The sequence below is a fragment of the Helicobacter pylori SA221C genome (genome assembly GCF_000476855.1).
Lineage (GTDB): Bacteria > Campylobacterota > Campylobacteria > Campylobacterales > Helicobacteraceae > Helicobacter > Helicobacter pylori_DK.
Genome location: NZ_CBPT010000007.1, coordinates 1 through 19054 on the forward strand (window position 1 = coordinate 1; position 19054 = coordinate 19054).

General features: G+C 34.6%; 18 protein-coding genes and 1 pseudogene. All 19 read right to left on the reverse strand.

Going from position 1 to position 19054, the window contains the following annotated elements; genetic code table 11:
- Positions 1–63: 63 nt before the first annotated feature.
- Positions 64–2319: a type IV secretory system conjugative DNA transfer family protein gene (locus QU01_RS04525; RefSeq protein ID WP_033762516.1), complete on the reverse strand. Its 2256-nt coding sequence runs from the start codon at positions 2317–2319 to the stop codon at positions 64–66.
- Positions 2316–2834: a hypothetical protein gene (locus tag QU01_RS04530; RefSeq protein WP_033762519.1), complete on the reverse strand. Its 519-nt coding sequence runs from the start codon at positions 2832–2834 to the stop codon at positions 2316–2318. Before QU01_RS04530 ends, QU01_RS04525 begins: the two co-directional genes overlap by 4 nt.
- A pseudogene (locus QU01_RS04535) lies at positions 2831–3776 on the reverse strand (ATPase, T2SS/T4P/T4SS family). The gene QU01_RS04530 and the pseudogene QU01_RS04535 overlap by 4 nt, the downstream one beginning before the upstream one ends.
- A gap of 4 nt (positions 3777–3780) precedes the next feature.
- Positions 3781–4053, reverse strand: coding sequence for a hypothetical protein (locus QU01_RS04540; RefSeq protein ID WP_195742655.1), 273 nt, complete (start codon positions 4051–4053; stop codon positions 3781–3783).
- 17 nt (positions 4054–4070) lie between these two features.
- A complete protein-coding gene (locus tag QU01_RS04545; RefSeq protein ID WP_033762525.1) occupies positions 4071–5048 on the reverse strand; it encodes a hypothetical protein in 978 nt (325 codons plus the stop codon).
- 12 nt (positions 5049–5060) lie between these two features.
- Positions 5061–7310, reverse strand: coding sequence for an RGS domain-containing GTPase-activating protein (locus tag QU01_RS04550; RefSeq protein WP_033762528.1), 2250 nt, complete (start codon positions 7308–7310; stop codon positions 5061–5063).
- Positions 7294–8496: a DNA type IV secretion system protein ComB10 gene (locus tag QU01_RS04555; RefSeq protein WP_033762530.1), complete on the reverse strand. Its 1203-nt coding sequence runs from the start codon at positions 8494–8496 to the stop codon at positions 7294–7296. The genes QU01_RS04550 and QU01_RS04555 overlap by 17 nt, the downstream gene beginning before the upstream one ends.
- Positions 8493–10145, reverse strand: coding sequence for a TrbG/VirB9 family P-type conjugative transfer protein (locus QU01_RS04560; RefSeq protein ID WP_033762533.1), 1653 nt, complete (start codon positions 10143–10145; stop codon positions 8493–8495). Before QU01_RS04560 ends, QU01_RS04555 begins: the two co-directional genes overlap by 4 nt.
- On the reverse strand, positions 10142–11311 hold the full coding sequence (locus QU01_RS04565) for a VirB8/TrbF family protein (protein WP_033762535.1): 1170 nt from the start codon (positions 11309–11311) through the stop codon (positions 10142–10144). The genes QU01_RS04560 and QU01_RS04565 overlap by 4 nt, the downstream gene beginning before the upstream one ends.
- A complete protein-coding gene (locus QU01_RS08375; protein WP_000789926.1) occupies positions 11304–11444 on the reverse strand; it encodes a hypothetical protein in 141 nt (46 codons plus the stop codon). The genes QU01_RS04565 and QU01_RS08375 overlap by 8 nt, the downstream gene beginning before the upstream one ends.
- Positions 11441–14017, reverse strand: coding sequence for a VirB4 family type IV secretion/conjugal transfer ATPase (locus tag QU01_RS04575; protein ID WP_033762536.1), 2577 nt, complete (start codon positions 14015–14017; stop codon positions 11441–11443). The genes QU01_RS08375 and QU01_RS04575 overlap by 4 nt, the downstream gene beginning before the upstream one ends.
- Positions 14017–14253 carry a hypothetical protein gene (locus tag QU01_RS04580; protein WP_001168532.1) on the reverse strand — a complete coding sequence of 79 codons (237 nt, stop codon included), beginning with the start codon at positions 14251–14253 and terminating at the stop codon, positions 14017–14019. Before QU01_RS04580 ends, QU01_RS04575 begins: the two co-directional genes overlap by 1 nt.
- A gap of 11 nt (positions 14254–14264) precedes the next feature.
- Positions 14265–14528: a hypothetical protein gene (locus QU01_RS04585; protein WP_033762615.1), complete on the reverse strand. Its 264-nt coding sequence runs from the start codon at positions 14526–14528 to the stop codon at positions 14265–14267.
- Positions 14529–14539: 11 nt separating this feature from the next.
- Positions 14540–14824 carry a TrbC/VirB2 family protein gene (locus QU01_RS04590; protein WP_000736106.1) on the reverse strand — a complete coding sequence of 95 codons (285 nt, stop codon included), beginning with the start codon at positions 14822–14824 and terminating at the stop codon, positions 14540–14542.
- Entirely contained in the window at positions 14821–15300 is a 480-nt protein-coding gene (locus QU01_RS04595; RefSeq protein WP_033762538.1) for a hypothetical protein, read from the reverse strand. The genes QU01_RS04590 and QU01_RS04595 overlap by 4 nt, the downstream gene beginning before the upstream one ends.
- 103 nt (positions 15301–15403) lie before the next feature.
- Complete coding sequence (locus tag QU01_RS04600; protein ID WP_050579758.1) at positions 15404–16192, reverse strand: hypothetical protein; 789 nt, start codon at positions 16190–16192, stop codon at positions 15404–15406.
- Positions 16193–16501: 309 nt separating this feature from the next.
- On the reverse strand, positions 16502–17065 hold the full coding sequence (efp, locus tag QU01_RS04605) for an elongation factor P (protein ID WP_000974267.1): 564 nt from the start codon (positions 17063–17065) through the stop codon (positions 16502–16504).
- A 21-nt stretch (positions 17066–17086) separates the two neighbouring features.
- Positions 17087–18010, reverse strand: coding sequence for a class II fructose-bisphosphate aldolase (locus QU01_RS04610; RefSeq protein ID WP_000960467.1), 924 nt, complete (start codon positions 18008–18010; stop codon positions 17087–17089).
- A gap of 13 nt (positions 18011–18023) precedes the next feature.
- Complete coding sequence (gene cbf2 / locus QU01_RS04615) at positions 18024–18923, reverse strand: peptidylprolyl isomerase CBF2 (protein ID WP_033590134.1); 900 nt, start codon at positions 18921–18923, stop codon at positions 18024–18026.
- Positions 18924–19054 lie beyond the last annotated feature (131 nt).

The window sequence follows — 19054 nt, forward strand, 5'->3', positions numbered from 1 at the left end:
TCTCTTAATTCTTTTAACTTCTTTTTGTTAGGTTTGTAAGCCATTTTTTGCTCCTTTTAAAATTTAACTTTGGGTGTCTTGTAGAGCTTCTTGTTCGCTTTCTTCATCGCCTTGTTGCATTTTCTTAAACAAGGCTCTTTTTTCTTCTGTGTTCATTTCATTGAGTGGCTTTTTTAAAATCTCATCAGTCTCATCATTTTCTTGCTCCGTGTTTTCATTCTTGCTTTTTTCTTGTGAAGTAGTGGGGTTTTCATGGTCTTTCTCGCTTTCTATTGGGTTTGAATTTTCACTCTCTTTTTGTGGTGTAGTGGGATTATTCTCATTGTTACTTTCACTACTTTCATTTTCTGTATATTCCCCCTTATTACTTGGTTCTAAGTCAGCTTTGTTTTGATTAGGGGGCGTTGTAATTTCTGTAGTGGGTTGCGTAGGTTCTTCAACTCTTTTTCTTTCTACTTCTAAATCAATAGGCAAATTAGCTCTTTTTAAAAGCTCTTTATCTTTGAACCAATAATTAGCCTTAAGTTTTAAAGGGGTCGCTTTAGCCCCTGTAACAATTACAATAACTTCATCTGATTCTATATTCATAATGTCTTGGGCTGTGAGTAAGTTTCTACCCTCATGGCTATAAGAAGAACTACCTCCAAAAACTAATTGATTTTTTTCAGTAGAATAGTTTTTAGATTGTCTAGTAAATTCGCCCACTTCCTTAGAGACAATCTCAGCATCTTCAGCGCTATTCATCTTAAAGACAATGTTATAATGCACCACGCCTTTTAAGATTTTCAAATCATCATCGCTATAATATTTTCTAATCATCGCATAATCTTGTGTGATGAATAAGGGAACAACATTATAAGAACGACACAATGCTGGCATTTCTAATAAGAAAGGCAACTTACCAAATCTAACAAATTCATCTAAAATCATATAAATGCGTTCTTCTTTTTTAGAGCTTTCATTAGTTAATAAGTTTTTAGCAATGCTTTCTAAAATCACTCTAACTAAGGGAGCAAGCGTGTTAATATCTTTTTGAGCAATAACAATATAAAGACTAATATTGTCCGTTCTTAATTCTTCATAATCAAAGCTCATTTTAGAAGTAGCTACTCTTACTTGATTGCTCTTAAAAACAGACACAAAGCGATTAAAGGTAGAAATGATACTTGCAAATTCTTCTTCAGCACTATTAGCCCAAGCTCTTGCATCATTTCTTACAATTTCATCTAATGTCTCTTCACTTCTAGGAGTTGGTTCAGGTTCATTTGGGTCAAAATTTCTAGGGTCTTTGGGGTCGGCGTATTTTTGCTCTGAAACTTGCAAATACCACAATTTTCTCGCATTCACATTAGGGATTAAAATAGGCTCATTAGTTTGTGGGTCTAGGATAATTTCGCCTGTTTTTTTATCGTGTTGATAGAGTTGTTTGTAATAACGGCTTCTTTTGTCAATCAAATTAACATAATCTCTATTTGGACCCATAGCGACATCAAAAAAGTTTGTTTCATCTTTGGAACAAACATCATACAAGGCGTAAAAACTAAACAAATCTTTAGCTTTAGATACCCAATGGTCTTCGCCTTTTTCTTCGCTAATAAAGACATTATTAGCATTTTCTTGAACAAGCCTTAGGCGTTGGTCAAAGTTCATGGGTTTTACAATCCTTTTATCAAAAGGATTAAAATAGCAAGTGTTATCATCACCATAAGGATTAAAGATTAAAATCCTATTGTTTAAGAATTTTTGCCTATACCCTGCGGTCTTATCTCTTAATTCGCCTTTAATATCGGTGATAATACAGCTATTAGGCAAAGTCAATAGATTTGGTAAAGCCACGCATGCGGTTTTACCAGCTCCGGGTGGTGCAACAATCATTGCTCCTAAAGGCTTGTCATAACACACATCTCTAAGTTTTGGAAAACCAAATTTACCTAGAATAAAGCCATTATCAAATTGCACCCCTAATCTATGGACTACCTTACAAAAGCCCTCTTTACTAAAAATTTTAAAACATTCTATATCTTTGCTATTAGCCCATCTCGCATAGCCATGTGAAGTTTCTTTAGTCTTTGGAAAACTAATGTAAATTGTAGCCATTAAAGGCATTAAAGAAATAAGCATAGTGATATAGACTTCAAATTTTAAATCTAAGATACTCGCTCCCTTATAAAGCCCTACAAACACACTTTGAGAAAAGAAATAAGCCTGTCTCAACGACTTTAAGGCATCAAAAGTGTAATAATTTGCCAAGATAAAAAATAAGGGGATAAGTAAAATACTAAAAAGCACACAAAAGGCTTTCACAAATTGCATTTTCATGCGTTATCCTTTTTTGACTCAGTAATAGATTGTTTTTCATTAAGAGCATTAAGGACTTTTGAGATGGCGTTAAACTCTGTTTGGTTTTTTTGTTCTTTGTAAATTTGAAGTAATAATTCCAAAGAGATTTTTTTACACTCTTCTACATTTTTATTAAGTGTATCCATAACCTTAAAAATCTCTTCTAAGAATGCTAAATTCTGCAAATAAAAGGGTTTGTTATACTTAATGGCAATGTTAGTGTTTTTGGTTAATTGATTGAGATTATTACTATTAGCCATAAGTTCTCTATAGACATGCTGATTGATACTAATGACTTTAAACAAGCTTTCATAAAATTCTTTTGTTTTTAGCGTTTCTTTGCTAGGGTCTAATTCTAAAATAAGATTTTCTATACACTCTGTAATGTTTAGTTTTTGAGATTTTAAATAGCGCTCTAAAACTTCTTTAGCATTTTGAGAGATAAAGCAATTGATGTGTTTGCCTAGCTTGCGTTTGTTTTGATACTTTTTCATAGGCTACTTCTTAATTCTTTGGTGGGTAAGATTTCTTGAATGTATCTGGTGTTAGTGGCTTTATCAAGCACAATTTGAACGACTATATCCACACTACTTTCAAAGAATTTTCTAGCTACTTTTACATCTAAACCACTTTTATTCATCTGTAGATTTAAAGCAATCGCCTCTATGACCCCATGCACGCTATCTGCATGTAAAGTAGAAACCATGCCTTTATGCCCTGTATTGCCAAATCTTAAAAAAAGCATAGCATTTCGTGTGTCAATCTCACCTACCATAAGCCTATCAGGACTCATTCTCATTGCCATATTCAAGGCGTTTTCATAGGTAAATTTAGAGCTTTCGGTCTTATCTACTAACAAAGGATTTATGATTTTCAAACGCTCTTAAATCTAATTCTTCGCTATCTTCTACACTCACTATTCGTGTGTGTTTAGGGATAAATTCAATCAAAGCGTTTAAAAAGCTTGTTTTACCACTGCCTGTGCCTCCACTAATAAGCAAGTTCTTTCCCTCAATCATCAGCTTTTGTAAATACTCATAGTCGTATTGACACACACTAGAGAGCTTGAAAGCTTTTAAATCAAACTTTTTCTCACTTGGCACTCTAATATTCAAACTCAATTCATTATCCACACTAATAGCAAAGTGGTTCATGCTCACTCTGTATCTAGAAGTAGGAATGGAAGTATTAAGGGTGGGGTAATTAGCATTAAAAAACAAATCTCTAAAACTCGCTAATTGTTCCCCAAAACCAAGCAGAAAAGCTTTGTCTAAATTTTCATCAAAGACTTTTTCTCTAGTTCCATCAAGCTTATAGAGCCAAATTTCTTTTTCTTTATTCATAATCAGCTCTGTAATACCGCTATCTAAATAAGGCAAGAGCCTTAAAATAGCGTTTCTTAAAGCCCTATAATTTTTGAGTTTGTCTAAGTCCATAAAATTACTTTCTTTTTAACTCTTCAATCTTTTTACTAAGCGTTTCAATCTTGTTGTCCAAGTTCTTAATGCGTCTGTCAAACTCTCTTTGTAAGCTTTCACGCTTATTGATAGCCTTGTTTAATTCATCAGTGCGTCGAACAATTAAATTGGCGTTGTTTTTTAATTCCTTAGCTTTTTGAATATTACTCAATGGCATTTCTGCTTCCTTTAGTTTTTTGTTTTCATTATTTGAGATAGGTTCTAACCCATTTTCTTGTGTGATTTCATCTAACATTATTGGCTCCTTAAAAATTAAAATAAATAAGCGTAGTTGAACGCTATGTAGCTAGAATTAGTCGCTTTGGTAAGAAAATTAGAAAATAAAACTTCGCCTTTAAAATTCCCGTTTTGAGCGACAATCTTGCTAGGTGTTAGGGATTGATAATTGATTGCCCCTCCAAAGCGATAATTCACTTCAAATTGATGATGGTTTAAATAATAATGAAGTCCAATGGTAGGATAAAAACCATGATTAAAAATATCCTTAGGCTTATTAGTGATAAACGCACCAATCATAGTTTTTATGGGGTCTATTTTTGCAAAATAATATTGCATGTGCCAGCCAAAGCCTACGCTTAATCCTAGTGTGTGGCGGTTCTTTTTAATGACATTTAAAAAGTCAAACAAATACTTTATATCTAGTCCAAAGTTTAAGGGCGTGTAATTAGAACTAACCTTAGATTTGTAAATGTCTATATTTGTGGTTATAGAACTAGGTGTGCCTCCATACAAATGCATTGAAAATTTAATCCCATGTTTTTTTGTAGCTCCAAAGTAATGCTGGTAACCCATTAATCCGCCCATATTAAAATTAGCGTTACTAGAAGTGTGGCTATAAGTGATTAAATCATCTGTAGCATTAGAGATAAGGCTTAGACTTTGAGTTAATTTTGTTCCTGTAATAGCAATTTCTGAGCCCAAGAAAAAGCCGTTTTTGGTTTGCATAGCTTTGAAATGTTTTTGAGCTTTCTTTTTTTCTTTAAATTCTCTTTTAACTTGACTTTGTAACAACTCAGCGCTCTTTAAGGGAGTTACTTCTTGCTCTTTAAGGGTATTTTGTGGAGCAACTTTTTGTTCTAGCTTGTGTTCTAATTTAACTTGTGGAGTATTTTCTTCTTCTTTATCACTAGGCATAATGGCTAAAAAATCGCTATTATCCACAAAGCTTTCATTCGCATTCAAGCAACTAATACTAGCTAAAAACAAAGCTTTTTTTAAATGTAAATCCATTACTTTCCTTTCTTATTGGTTAGGGACAATCCAATTATTGTGTGAGGCACAAGAATAATTAGCATTAGGTGTTTGCGCCCATGAGCAATACTTGCCTTTATCGCTAGATTTCCAAGGACTACCAGAGCTAAAACTATAAGACATACACAAATTACCATTCCCATTAGGGCGGTAATAAGTGGCTTGCCAATTGGTAAAATCTTGCGTGTTAATAAGTTGCTTAACACCATTATTGAGATTAAGCTTTTGGCTTAAAGTGGTGAGTTCAAAATTTTTACGATATTCATCGCTCAAATTAAGACTATTAATATAGATAGTCAAAGGAATGCGTTGGAGCGTTTTTTGAGCTTGTGAGACATAATAGTATTTATAGGTATCATACACTGCATCACTATCGCCCTCATTTCTGGGGCGGATATATTCAATGGTTGTGCCTTGATTGATGGTTTTATATTGTGTAACCCATTTAGCTAGGGTTCTTAGATTGCCTTGAGAATAGCCTGTGTAACCATAGGTTTTAGTCCAAGAACCCCAGAAATCCTTACAATAAGAAGTGGCAGTCCATTGACTACTATTTAAAGACATTTCTTGAATTTCAAAGGTAGTGTATTGTGGCAAATTATCATTAGAACCATCTGTAGTGTCTAAATCGCCTACTTCTTTGCCTTTAACTGAACTTGCAACATTGATTTTGGTATAAGGTTGGACAATTTGAGGCACTTTACTCATATCAGAAGTGTAATCACAGCCTGTTACATTGTAGTATTGATTAGCTACCGTATCAAAGATACGAATTTGAGTGGGGCGATAAGCCTCTAATTTAGCATTATCAAACTGCCATTTACCACATGCATAAGTTTGATAACTAAATTTCAAAGGACTAACCACATTATGACTGATAAAAACCTTTTGTTTAGTGATAGGGTCAATATAGTATTGATTGACCACTCTTTGAACCGTTCTAGTGGCAGGGTCATTATCGTATTTAACTAATTGTTCTTGCACATTTGCAAAATCAGTGCAAGGTTTAGCTACATGGATTAAGTTATCAAGCCCACGAAATAAAATTTCTGTTTGAAAAAAACTCGCACTCCCACTTCCATAGCCTTTATTAGTGGTGGTATCTAGTTTGCATTTATTAGCGTCTTCATACATAGTAAATTCAAATTGTTTTCCATACAAATCCACACAACCGCCAATATTCACACTTTTATTTTCTCTGTTAATGAAATAAAACTGCGTTTGCTTAATGGCTTTCATGTTTTCAAAGTCATAGCTGTATTGACAGACATTGTCATTTCTAAAAGCTTGCATTTTAAAGCAAGAGCCATTTCTATCCACAATGTCTATATTCATCGTATTGCCATTTCTAATAGGAGCGGTGCAAAATTCATTGGTATAATGGCTATCTGCACTTGCAGCACCTCCATTGGCACTATTATTCCCATTAGCCCCACTTGTGCCATTAGCTCCATTAACTCCATTTGTGCCATCAATTCCATTAGCACCACTACCATTTTGAAGTCCGGGCGAATAAGGGAAAGGGATAAAGCCTCCTCCCATGCCCCCTATACCTCCGTCTCCACTCATAAAGGGGGTATAGCCACTATTAGAACTCCCACTAGAACCACTACCACTTCCAGCAATGGGTGGGAATGGGTTAGAACCTACACCCTGATAGCCACTTGTGCCATTAGCTCCATTTGCTCCACTACTTCCATTTTCCCCTTTAGCCCCATTATTACCAGAAGTGCCATTTACTCCATTTGCACTTGTGCCATTAGAGCCAGCGTTATTGCTTGTGTCTCCATAACCACTTGCATATCCCATGCCACTTGCCCCACTCCCACTAAAACCTTTGCCATTTTTACTAGATGTGTAGGTGCTTTTACTCACCCCTATGGCATTAGACATCTCGCTATCATTTTCACCGCCTAAGACAATCCTTGTGCCTTTTTTAAGCACTAACTTGCCTTTAATCTCTTTAATGGCGTTTGGGGGGCTTTGTAAGGTCTTATAATCATTGCCCTTTTTAATATGAGTTACACTAATAGAAAGATTAGCTCTATTCTTAGAGACCTTGTAATGACCCATGGCAAGTGTATTTTCTTGAACCTTATTACCCACAACCACAAAAGCTTTAAATTCGCTATTTTTTCTTAAATTCCAATCTTGCATGGTCTGTATCACAAGAGCATGGCTTATTGAAGTAACTAAACATAAACTCATCAAAATTTTAAAAACATTAGATTTCTTCTTCATTATTAACTTCCTCGTTTGATTTTTTGATTAGTGGTTTTTTCTCTTTAAAAAACTCCGCTAAAACCTCCCCATCTTTTGGTTTAGGGATAAAGATGTCTAAATTAGGGCTAATAAACACTCTGCTCCCCTCTCTAATGATGATAATGGGGTTTTGCGCTCCATATTGCCTTAGCATTTGATTGATAACTTGATTGATGCCCATGCCTGTATTTCTAGTGAGTTGCATAAGCAAGTAATCCCCAAAAAAAGGGTTGCCATCACCCTTTCTATTTTGCCTATTAGCTAAGGCTGAAGTAATTCCTATTAAAAGACCATTAGAGAGCGTGTTAGTGAGTAAGGGGATACCATAGCGTTGAAAGTTTCGGCTAATGTATTTGCCCACTAAGCCGTTATAGCCTTTCACATCAGCCCCCCTTGCATTAGTGAGCATGATATTTATGCCTTGAGGGGTGATAATTCTAGTCCAAGCAATGTTTAAGCGGTATTGCCCGATTTGATTATTGTTATTGTAATAGCCTATAACTTTAGAGCCTTTAGGAATTAGCACCGCTCTACCCATAGAAGCAAAAATATCGCTCTCTACTTGAGCGGTTACTTTTCCAGCGATTTGAGAACTAATAGGCGTGATTAAAAAGGCTGGTATCATTCTATCAGCGGTTATAGTTCTTAATAGCTTATGCTCATTAGTGCCGATGTCTTTATATCTTAAATTGCTAAAACTATCCACGCCATATTCCGTCTCAGGCTTAATGGCTTGTTTAGTTGGTTCTAAAGGTTTAAGGCGTGTGTTTAAAAACTCTAATTGCTCTTTAGTATGCTTTAATTTAGGTTTCATTTTAGGGTGGCTTTGTAAAACTTGTTGCAAATGCGTGATGGTGTCATTTTGTTTGTTGAGATTGCTGTTAAGATGACTATAATCTTTAATGTTAGGATTAGTTGAAACATTGGCAGTAGTTGGAGCTGTAGGTTGTGGCGTAGTTATTGTTTTGGGGTTTTCTTCTTTTTTTGGTTCTTCTTTGACTTCTTCAAAGAAATAATCGCTTAAGGGAAATTTACTTTCTTCTATGCTGTAAATTTCTTCTTTATTGTTATTGTTTGAACCTTTATTAGCAAGCAATCCTAATGCCATTAAAGCACCAAAGCCCCCTATAACTAAGCCGATTTTTTTAAGTAAGGATTGTTTCATCTTGCCCTCTTTGCTATCTTTTCTATACAAAGATAGGCTTTACCAAGCTTTAAATTCCATTGATTTGAGACATCTTCAGCGATTAGATAATCGCCTACTACTCTGCTATTAACAGGATTATCATAGCCATCTATAACTTTATAAACTACAGGGAATTTACTTCTAGCATTAGAGCGGTTAAATTTAAAATAGGTAAATTGCTCATCATTAAAGATTTGAGTGGGTAAATCATCTTTGTATTTGGATTTGACAACCTTTTTACACATCCATAAGCAATACCATTTGCGTTTTTTCTTGTCTATAATGACATAGCCATATTCCATTTTTTTCTTGTTGATATAGATGTGATTGACATTGTCCCCAATTTTAATGAACTTTCCATCATCTTTGATTTTGGCGGAGTAATCCACATATTTCATTTCATCTTGGCTGTGTCTATGCTCTTTGAAAGTTTTAGTTTGATTGCTAATCACTTTAAAATTTTCTGAAGCCTTTCTAGAATTAGCTAAAGCGTTACTAGGTGGATAGCTAGGGGATTTGAAACGATTTAAAGAAATGGGAGCATTTGCTAACGCTATTTTAGTGGTAGTAGGGTTTTTAGATTTTGTAAGTGGGTTTTGCTCTTTAATATTTGGTGATTTTTTAGTTATCTTTTTAGGGACATTATGGCTTGTTTTAATGTCTTTGTTTTGGGTGCTATGAGTGGGTTTATTTTCTTTGTTGATTTCTTTCTTAGTGGTAGTGAAATTTTTAAAATACTCTTTAGAAGAAATATACACCATTAAGGCTGGGTTTTTAGAGCTAGTATATGTGGTTGAAAACATATAAAAGCTATAGACCTTACCGCTTTTTCCAATGATAGTTAAATTGCTATCTACGCCAATTTGCAAGGGCTTAACGAGTAAGATATTAGAAATCAAATGCTCTTTATCTTCGCCTAGCATTTTAGTAGAAAAACCTATATCATCGCCTAAAACTACTTGAGCAATGGGTTCATCAAAAATAAAAGTGGTTGTCATAGCGTATCTTAGGCGAATATTAAAAGTATCGCCTATGGTGTAATGGATAAAATGAGCGTTATCTTTTATGGAGCGGTTTTTAGCAAAAAAATTGGCTTGGATGGCATTGAAGTTTGTCATAGGTTTTAAAGAATTATCTCCATCGCTATTATCATCGCTTAAAACTTCATCGCTCTTTTGAGTTTGTTTGGAGTTTTCTTTATTTGCATAAGGGCTATTAGCACTAAACGCACTAATAGGCACATCATTAGGTTTTGGGGTGAGTTTATTATTAACATAATTAGTGGCGTTAGTGATAGTTTGTTTGGTGTTATTAAGAGCGTTATTAGTGAATTGCTTGGCGTTATTTAGCATTGTTTGAGTTTGTGTGTTATTTGGTTGGTTATTTTGTATAGGTGTAGTGGGTTGTGAATAAGGGTTTTGATTTGGCATAGGTGTTTGCATAGAATTAGGCTGTGTGTTGTAGTTAGTGCTAGGTTGTGTTTCTTGTGGCTGGTTATAGTTATTTGTAGGTGCGTTATTAAAGGGTTGTATTGTAGGATTTTGTGAATAATCCATAGGCTCATTATAATTTTGAATGCTATTTTCTGCTAATAAGGGAGTTAAGAAAAATATAAACGCTCTAATCATTTTTGTCCCTTATTATTCATGCTATTTGGCATAGGGCTTTGCGTATTTTCTTTATTTTGATTGTTTTTGTATTCAATTTTAGAATGCGGTCTTTCTACTTTTTTATAAGTCTTATCTAGGGCTTTAATGCTTGCGATTTCACTTAATGAATACTTATCTACTATAAAGCCTGTAGGGTTTTTAGGCATAGAGCTATAATCAAATTGAATAAGGGGTTTGAAGTGATAGATTAAAGACACTCTGTAGCGTTTTTCAGAGATTAAATAGCCTTGATCAAAGACTTTAGCCACAATATCTGCTACAGCTATATTTTGCTGTTTGCCTTGCTTATAGATAGAAATATTGATGATTTTAATTTCTCTATCCATATCGGAATTAGAATAGATACTGCCCTTTCCTGATACTAATTGTTCTAAAGTTTTCCACACTTCATCAGAGCTTTGCTCTCTTATGGTTTCATTCAAGCGGATTTTGTCATCAATATGATTGATAGTTTCTCTACTCATAATATAAGAGCCGACTAGATTGCGTAAAAATGCCTCTCCATAATCTACTTTAGTGTCCGCCTTTTGCACCACTGCAAAATGTTTATCGCTATTAGCAAAATCTACAAAATAAGGTTCAATTTGTTTTAAAGGCATTAAAAAAGCTAGAGCCACGCTTAAAGAAATAACGCCTATTAAACCTCCTATGGCTAGTCTATACGCCATTTGAGTATTCTTTCTTTGTATTTCAAACACGCTAGATAAATCTAGTTCATCTTTTTTAAAACTCTCTAGCTGGGAGTTTAATTGTGGCATGACATTGTCTTTAAGCTTGTGTGTAACAATGCGTTCTAACTCAGGCAACACCCTTTCTTGAATTTTATTCGCCCATGTTTCAAAAGAGATTTTTTCTAGCTCTTGGTTTTTAGCAATGTTTGTTTGAATGCTTTTGATTAGCTCTTCTTTATATTCTTTGTCATCTTGATTTAAAAGCTGTTCTTTATGGCAATCTTTTTCTTTATTTTCTTTATCTTGCTCTTCTTTTTGTTGTTCTAAAAACATGCTTAAGCCCATAAAAAAGCATTTAGCGTATTCTTTAATATATTCTTTAGAAAAAGAGCCTATTTCAAAGGAATTTTCTAATTCTTTTAAATGCTCTCTAAGTTCTTGCAAATTAGACATGTGTCCCCCTTAAAAAAGAGTTGTTTAAGTCCTTTAACGCACAAGGGGATTTTTTCATTTCTATGAATTTCTCTGAGCATGCACATAGAAACATAGCCACTATCACAAAAACTAAACGCATGATGTTTTTCATTTAAGCACCTTTTCTAAGTGTTTTTTGTCATCAAAATTTTCGTGTTTGTTACTCACAAAGACTTCTCGCCAAGTTTTAGGGTAATGCTTAATGAGATTATCAATGTGTTCTACCATGCTAGAATTAGAGCTAAAGATTTGTAGGTAATTACCCAAAGAACTTAGGCTCACATCTATAATGTTAGATGAGCCATCATTCATGTTTTTGAGTAAGACTTTGTATTCATTAACGGCGGTGTTTTCTAAAAAATGTTTTTCTGTATCGCTTAGTCTAATGCCAAATTTATCGTTTAAATCTTTGGTATCAATATTTCTTTGGGGATACAAAATCAATTGCCCCATATTTTTTATAAAGCTTTGAGCGTTTCTCACTTCGCTTAGTTGGTTAATGTCTTGTAAGGCTAGAACAATCACCCCATTAGCCTTTCTAGCTTGAGTAATGATTTCATTGATTTTTTTATTCATCATTTCATTTTGAGCGTAAGACTTAAACTCATCAATAAAGCATAAAAACCCACGATTGATTTTTAAGGCTCTGTCAATCATCTTATGAAAGACATAGTAGGCTAAAAGCCCAGCGTCATCATCATTATGTAAAATGCTATCGGTATTTATGGTGCTAATACGAGTTTTAAAATCTAGACTATCCATTCGGCTAGAAAATAAGGAAGATTTTAAATAGTATTCAAAACTACTATCTAAAATGTCTGTATTGGTTTTAACAATGGCATTGACAAACTCTTTTAAATCAAAAGGAAGGGGTAATTCTTGGTTGCTAAATTTGGCTTGTTTGACTTCATCATTATAATTTCTATACATGGTATCAATAGCGTTTAAAAGGGCTGTTCTATCTTCTATCTTATCATTATGTTTGTCATAACTATCCACTTTTGCCATTTGGGCATAAAAATGCAATAAAAAGGCTCTGTTACTTGCGCTATCTTCTAATGAAAAAGGGTTAATATGAAAGTTTTCGCCTTGATTATAAATCCCATCAAAATACTTGGTAAAGGAATACAAACCATTTAGTCTATCAAGAGCTAAAATATCAATGTTAGAATATTTTAAGGCACTCATCATCAAATAGCTAATGAGTGTGGTTTTACCAGCACCTGTTGCTCCTATAATCATGGTATGTCCCACTACTCGTGCGACATTGTGGGCTAACACGCCCTTATGTTTGACTTCTTGATTATGAAAATTAAACAAATAAGGGCTATGGTCTAGGTTCTTAAACACAGATAAGGGCATATCCCCCCAAGAATTTGCTCTAAAACCTGTATTATTTTTCTCAAACAAAATCAAAGATGCTATGACTTGGGAAGTTTGATGTCTCATTCTAGGGTTGATATTGGCGTTATTTGGGAAGAATGAAAAATAAGAGGGTTTTAGCCCTATAGTTTCTGTAACACTGCCTAGTCCAGCATTATTAAGCAAGGATAAAATCTCTTTTAAAGACTTGTCTAATTTGGCTTTACTTTCAGCCCTTATAACTAAGTTTAAAGCACACTCTTGCATGCTCAAACGATTGGCTTGCACTAATTCTATATAATTATCAATATCAGCTTTTACTATTTTAGAAAGCGTGAGCTTTTTCTTAGTTTTTAAAAAATTCAGGCTTTCAAATTGCCCTAAAGAGCGGATATGAAAGATTAAATCTAGTTCAATTTGGGTGTGTAAAAGAGTAGATATAGGGAGCGAAGAAATTTCTTCGCTCTCATAAGCCTTAATCCCCACACACGCACAAAAAGTGCTTTGATTTTGAAATTCAATGATGAAATAATCTTTTTTAAAATGGATATTACTAGCGATATAGCTATCGCTTAATCGCTTTAATTTAGGATTAAAGGCGATGTATTTGCCATTGATGTATTCTGCGTAGAAATTTAATACTTCTTTAGAATTTAGTAAAGTGGGTTTAAATTCTTTAAGAGCGTTTTTTACTCTTTCTATGGTTTGAATGAGTAAGGCTCTTTTACTTGTGGCGCTAAAGGTTATCTTTTTTTTGAACTTGTTTTTCTTGTCTTTGTTAGAGCTTGTATTTGAACGGGTCTCATTGGAGCTATTTCCATTCTCTTGTTTATTCTCTTTAGAGCTTTCTTCTAATTCTTCATTGATTGAAGTAGTCATTTCTAATTTCTTTTTCTCAAAGAAAGATTTGACATTAGAAGTAATGCTCTCAAACACTAAAAAATACTCTGTTTTGTAGATTTCCTTGCTCTCAAATTGCGTGATAATAGCTTTTGCGTATGGGTTATCAATATTTGGGCTTTGGTTGATAAATTCCTTACGCCTTTTAGCCACAATTCTTAATTGAATGTCTTTACTAATGGTGTTGAGAACATTTTGTCTAGTATCAAAATAGCCCTCTAAGTCTTTTTGCATTAAATTAGAATAGCTTAGTCCTTGTAAGGATATAATGCCTACTAGATTTTCTTGTTTGGTAATAATGAAAGTATCATCATACAAACCTAAAATATTGCACTCCTGTGCCATAGAATAGGTTTTTGGCACAAACCCTGCTAAAAGGTCTATGGCTTTTTCCTTGCAATATTTAAGGGCGCTTTCTAACATTAAGAAGACTTTCTTTTTCTTTTAGGGGTGTTTTTATTGCTTTGATTAGCTAAAACAACTTCTTTATGCAACTCATCTACAATATTTCTAATATTAGTAACAAGAATATAGGCATCTAAATGAGCTTCTTTTTTCATTAACGCATTCACACTTGATTTTAAGCTAGAGATAGCTTGTTCTAAGTTGTAAGAAATGGTTAATGGATTAGGTTTTTCTACTAAGACTTCTTTTTGCATATTTTTTCCTTTTAAGCGTAAAATGAATTATCTTTGGTTTTAATTTTGGAATGAGCGATTAAAATGTCACTTATATCTTCATCAAAGAACTCCGCTATGCTAAAAATTAAGAGAAAGCACACATAAAGCACAAAAGAGTTCAATATATCTAGCCAAGGTATCATAATAAAAGGCACAAATCCTGAGAGTAAAAAACTCTTAGCATTGAGCCAAAGAAATTTTTCTTTGGAGCTGATTTCTTTGAGATTAGAAACTGAAATACCAACTAATTGCATGGGGACTTCTTTTAAAAAATACTCATAAACCAATTAGCTAAGGCTGGGGCTTTAAAAAAGATTGCAGCGCCTATGGCAATAGCAAGCACGGTCATTAAAATTTCTTTCCATCTATCTAAGTTTTTCCATATAAAAATAGCAAGTCCTAAAAAAATAACCATTAAAATGCCTTTAGCCGTAGGGCTAGTGAGCTGTTGTTCAATGGAATTAAAAAAGGTAGTCATATCCGCTTGTAATAAAAGAGGTGAAAAACCTAAAAAGGCGATAAGCTTTCTAAAATGCCTTAATTTTTTCATGCAATGTTCTTTTCTTTTTTAATCACGCAAAATTTCGCTAACACTTTGTAAGTATTTTGATTGAGCTTAAAATCTAAGTGATAAATAACAAGTTCTTCATCAAACTCTAAATTTTCTTCATTGACAACTTGCGTTAAATGAATGATTTGATTTTTTAAGGCTTGTGTCATTTCATAGGTAATAACCTTTAAAACACCGATTTGTTTGATTTGAGCTAAATTCAAAGGCTCTTTATCTTTTAGTAGGGCAAACTCGCTCTCAAAAGTAAAATGCCCTAAGCTATTTTCTAAATGCTTTTCTAGCAATGAAAAATCTTTATCCCATAAATAACTGCAAGTAAGCTCTGTTTGGCTCTCTAAGGTTTTTGCGATTGTCTCTTGTTCTTTGTTTGAATAAAACTTTTCTAAATGCTCTTTCACATTCAGCAATGTTTCATCAATTTGTATGGACTTCTTGTGTAAGATTAGTTCAATCATTGTTTTCCTTTTGTTTTGTGTTTTCATATCTATTTGCGAAAAGTCAATTTGCAAAGTGTCTTTCCAATAAAATAAAAATCTAAAATTTCATATGGCGTCATTCTTAAGCACTCTCTTGAAAGTAGTTTGAAGCTTTGGGTGAGTTGTTAATAGGTTCGCCTACACATTCTTTGTCTTTTAAAGCCTTTAAGAGATTTTTCTTCACAATGGCTGTTTGATAGAAACAAAGATTAGAAGGAATGTCTTTGTTTGTTAAATCCTTGTAGGATAAAGTGTAAGTGGTATTAGGATTAGAAATAGGCGTGAATTTTAAAACAACATTATTAACTCTTTGCATAAGCTCTTGGCTAGGAATATGCATAACACATTCTTTGTTGTTAATTTTTACTCTCTCAATTTCTTTGGCAAACTTTTCTAAGAAACGCATAATCTGTAAGAAAAAAGGCGATGGGATATTGTTCTTTTGATTAGCTCCTATGTAGTTATAGCCCTCTAATTCTCTGTAATCTTTAAGATACGCATACAAGTATCTTTGTTTTCCTTTAATGACTTCAATAAAACCTTGCTCTTCTAATATATTGACATTCTTTCTTAGAGTTCTTGCTACAACTTGCAAAAACATTTTGGCGTAATGTCTATCTAGGGCAATCTTATTAGACTTAGCATTAAATGCGAGCTTGTAGAGTATGTCTAATAATCTTTTAGCTCCTTGTCCGCCTACAAAGCTTATAGAACCTTGCTCATGCATAATGCTAGGATTAAAGAGTTTGTAGTCTAAATCTTTTTTAAATTTGAAATAATGCTCATGCGTGTTTTTAGCATAAGCAAGATTTGCCTTATAAAGTGTGTTTAACTCATCTTTATCTAAATTAGGTTTTAATGTCTTTGCCATAGTTTTCAAGTCCCTTTCTATGAGACTTAGAGAAAAAACTAACATTCTAGTAAGAATGCTTTTTAAGAGATTATCCGCTTGATTGAAATCAATCTCTTTTTAGATTGCAAAAATACTAAAGCATTTTTTATATTTTATAATAGTCAATTCCAAACGAGAACAGAGAGAAGAAATTCTAAATAATTTTTAATCACAGATTCCACACACGCTCTAAATAAAGCTCATTAAACAAAGCCCAAAAAAGGGGCTGATAATACCCCTTATGACAAAAAGGCTGTTTCTAAAGCACTAGATCAATAAAAAATAATCTCACTTCACCTTTTCAAGATACTCTTCTGTTTCCGTATTGACTTTAATCACTTCACCCTCTAAAACATGGAAAGGCACTTGCACGACCGCACCGGTTTCTAAAGTCGCTGGTTTTTTGCTCGCGCTTGAAGTATCGCCCTTAAAATTAGGGGCTGTTTCTACAATCTTTAAAGCCACAACTTGCGGCACATCCACTGAAATCGCCTTGTCATTATGCAATAAAACCTGCACTTGCATGCCGTCTAGCATCCATTTAGAAGCCTCACCCACTTGAGAGTCGTTCAAAGCGATTTGCTCATAGCTCTCTATGTCCATGAATTGGTATGTATCGCCATCGTGATAAAGGTATTGCATCGTTTTTTCAACCAAATTAGGCTCTTCGCACTTATCCCCCGCATGGAAAGTCTTCTCAATCACCTTGCCATCTAAAAACGATTTGATTTTCGCGCGCACAAAAGCCGCACCCTTGCCGGGCTTGACATGCTGGTATTCTACGATCCTATAAGGCACACCGCCCAATTCAATTTTCAAGCCCTTTTTGAGCTCGCTCATCCCAATTGCCATGTTACACTCTTTCCTTGTTGATTAAATTTTATTAGCGCTACCCAAAAGTTTCATGCGCTCTTTGACCACATTTTTAAGCGCTAATTGGGCCGGAGAAAAAAACTTCCTCAAATCAAATTGGCTCTTATCTTCATTAGCCACCTTGCGCACTTCTGCGATGAAAGCGATCCTTAAGTCCGTGTCGGTATTGACCTTATTGATCCCCCCTTTTACGGATTCTTGTAAAAATTCAAAAGGCACGCCCTTAGAGCCTTTCAAATCGCCTCCAGCGTCCAAATAAGATTTCCTCACATCATCTGGTATCGCGCTCGCTCCATGCAAAACTAAAGGGATATTAGTGAGCCTTTTGACTTCTTGCAAGCGTTCAAAATCCAATTTGGGCTCGCCCTTAAACTTAAACGCTCCATGGCTTGTTCCAATGGCTGGGGCCAAGTAATCCACTTGAGATTCTTTGACAAACTGCTCCGCTTCTTTAGGATTCACTAACACCGCATCTTTTTCATCCACTGAAATATTGTCTTCAATCCCCATCAAACGCCCCAACTCCGCTTCCACGCTCACTCCAGCGTTATGCGCCATTTTGACCACTTTAGAAGTCAATTCCAAATTTTCTTCAAAAGCATGATGAGACGCATCAATCATCACAGAAGTGAAACCCGCTTTCACGGCTTTTTCGCAGCTTTCAAAAGTCGTGCCATGATCTAGGTGTAAGGCTACAGGAATGTGCGGATAGCGTTCGCACATGGTTTTCACCATGCCCACCGCCATATCAATCCCCATGTATTTGATCGCTCCTTCACTCGCTTGAATGAAAAGCGGAGAATTTTCCTCATTTCCTGCTTCAAAAATAGCGTTTAGCATTTCAAAATTCACGAAATTAAACGCCCCCACCCCATAACCTTCTTTATGGGCTTTCAATAAGATTTCATTGCCTTTAACTAACATGATAACACCTCATCTACTTGTTGATAACAATTTTAGCGTGCTTTCTTAGTTCTTCAATCCGTTGATTCATGCGTTCTTGGAAAAGCTTTTCTTGTAACATCCCCTTAATGGTGGGTTTAGCTTGCTCATAAGTGTAAGTTACAGGGCTATCTTTAGAAATCAAATAGATAATATGATAACCAAACTCCGTTTTAACAGGGGTTTTAGTGTAATCCCCAGGAGTTAAAGCGAAAGCGGCTTTAGAAAAATCCGGAGCCATTTGGTTCTTTTGGAATTTCCCCAAATCACCGCCATTTTGCGCATTCTTACTATTAGGATCAATCGTATCCCGATTGGCTAACTCAATGAATTTGGCTTCTTTTTTAGCCTTTGGCTGTTTGTCAATCTCAGAAATAATCCGTTTAGCCTCATCTTCGGTTTTCACTAAAATATGCCTAGCATGGGCTTCTTGCTTGACAAAAAGCTGATCTTTGTTAGCGTTGTAAAAATCTTGCATTTCTTTTTCTGGGATTTGGATTTTTTTCACTTCTTCAGCCTGTTTTTTAGCCCAAAATTCCACTAAAGCCTGTTTTTTAACCGCTTCCATCATCGCTTTAAATTCTGGAGTGCTGTCCAATTTCTCGGTTTTAGCTTCATTTTCTACAAGCGCGGTGCGAATAGCTTGATCAATCAAGGCTTCTTTTTCTTTCTCTTTAAGCTTGTCAAAATCAAAATTAGGGTTGCGCTGTTTGATCATGTCAAAATCGCTTTTAGTGATAGGTCTGCCATCCACTGTCGCTAACACACCTGCTGAAGAATCAGTCGTTTTTTTCGTGTTATGCGTAGCGTTATTTGCGTTATGAGCCGGCTTAGCCATCAAAAACGACGCACTCAACGCGCCCACTAACGCTAAATTTAAGATATTTTTTTTCATTGTGTGTTCTCCACTCTAAACTAATTTTCATCATTAAATTTACATTATAGCAAATTTAAAACAAAATCAGCTATCATAATTATAGAAAACTCACATTGAGGGGTAAGAAATGCTTAAAGTTATTCATTCCA

Coding starts and splice junctions, on each gene's coding strand:
- QU01_RS04600 (WP_050579758.1), bottom strand. CDS start 16,192: ATGGCAAAGACATTAAAACCTAATTTAGATAAAGATGAGTTAAACACA.
- QU01_RS04560 (WP_033762533.1), bottom strand. CDS start 10,145: ATGATTAGAGCGTTTATATTTTTCTTAACTCCCTTATTAGCAGAAAAT.
- QU01_RS04575 (WP_033762536.1), bottom strand. CDS start 14,017: ATGTTAGAAAGCGCCCTTAAATATTGCAAGGAAAAAGCCATAGACCTT.
- QU01_RS04580 (WP_001168532.1), bottom strand. CDS start 14,253: ATGCAAAAAGAAGTCTTAGTAGAAAAACCTAATCCATTAACCATTTCT.
- QU01_RS08375 (WP_000789926.1), bottom strand. CDS start 11,444: ATGAAAAACATCATGCGTTTAGTTTTTGTGATAGTGGCTATGTTTCTA.
- efp (WP_000974267.1), bottom strand. CDS start 17,065: ATGGCAATTGGGATGAGCGAGCTCAAAAAGGGCTTGAAAATTGAATTG.
- QU01_RS04525 (WP_033762516.1), bottom strand. CDS start 2,319: ATGAAAATGCAATTTGTGAAAGCCTTTTGTGTGCTTTTTAGTATTTTA.
- QU01_RS04595 (WP_033762538.1), bottom strand. CDS start 15,300: ATGATTGAACTAATCTTACACAAGAAGTCCATACAAATTGATGAAACA.
- QU01_RS04540 (WP_195742655.1), bottom strand. CDS start 4,053: ATGTTAGATGAAATCACACAAGAAAATGGGTTAGAACCTATCTCAAAT.
- QU01_RS04610 (WP_000960467.1), bottom strand. CDS start 18,010: ATGTTAGTTAAAGGCAATGAAATCTTATTGAAAGCCCATAAAGAAGGT.
- QU01_RS04545 (WP_033762525.1), bottom strand. CDS start 5,048: ATGGATTTACATTTAAAAAAAGCTTTGTTTTTAGCTAGTATTAGTTGC.
- QU01_RS04565 (WP_033762535.1), bottom strand. CDS start 11,311: ATGTCTAATTTGCAAGAACTTAGAGAGCATTTAAAAGAATTAGAAAAT.
- QU01_RS04555 (WP_033762530.1), bottom strand. CDS start 8,496: ATGAAACAATCCTTACTTAAAAAAATCGGCTTAGTTATAGGGGGCTTT.
- QU01_RS04530 (WP_033762519.1), bottom strand. CDS start 2,834: ATGAAAAAGTATCAAAACAAACGCAAGCTAGGCAAACACATCAATTGC.
- QU01_RS04590 (WP_000736106.1), bottom strand. CDS start 14,824: ATGAAAAAATTAAGGCATTTTAGAAAGCTTATCGCCTTTTTAGGTTTT.
- QU01_RS04585 (WP_033762615.1), bottom strand. CDS start 14,528: ATGCAATTAGTTGGTATTTCAGTTTCTAATCTCAAAGAAATCAGCTCC.
- QU01_RS04550 (WP_033762528.1), bottom strand. CDS start 7,310: ATGAAGAAGAAATCTAATGTTTTTAAAATTTTGATGAGTTTATGTTTA.
- cbf2 (WP_033590134.1), bottom strand. CDS start 18,923: ATGAAAAAAAATATCTTAAATTTAGCGTTAGTGGGCGCGTTGAGTGCG.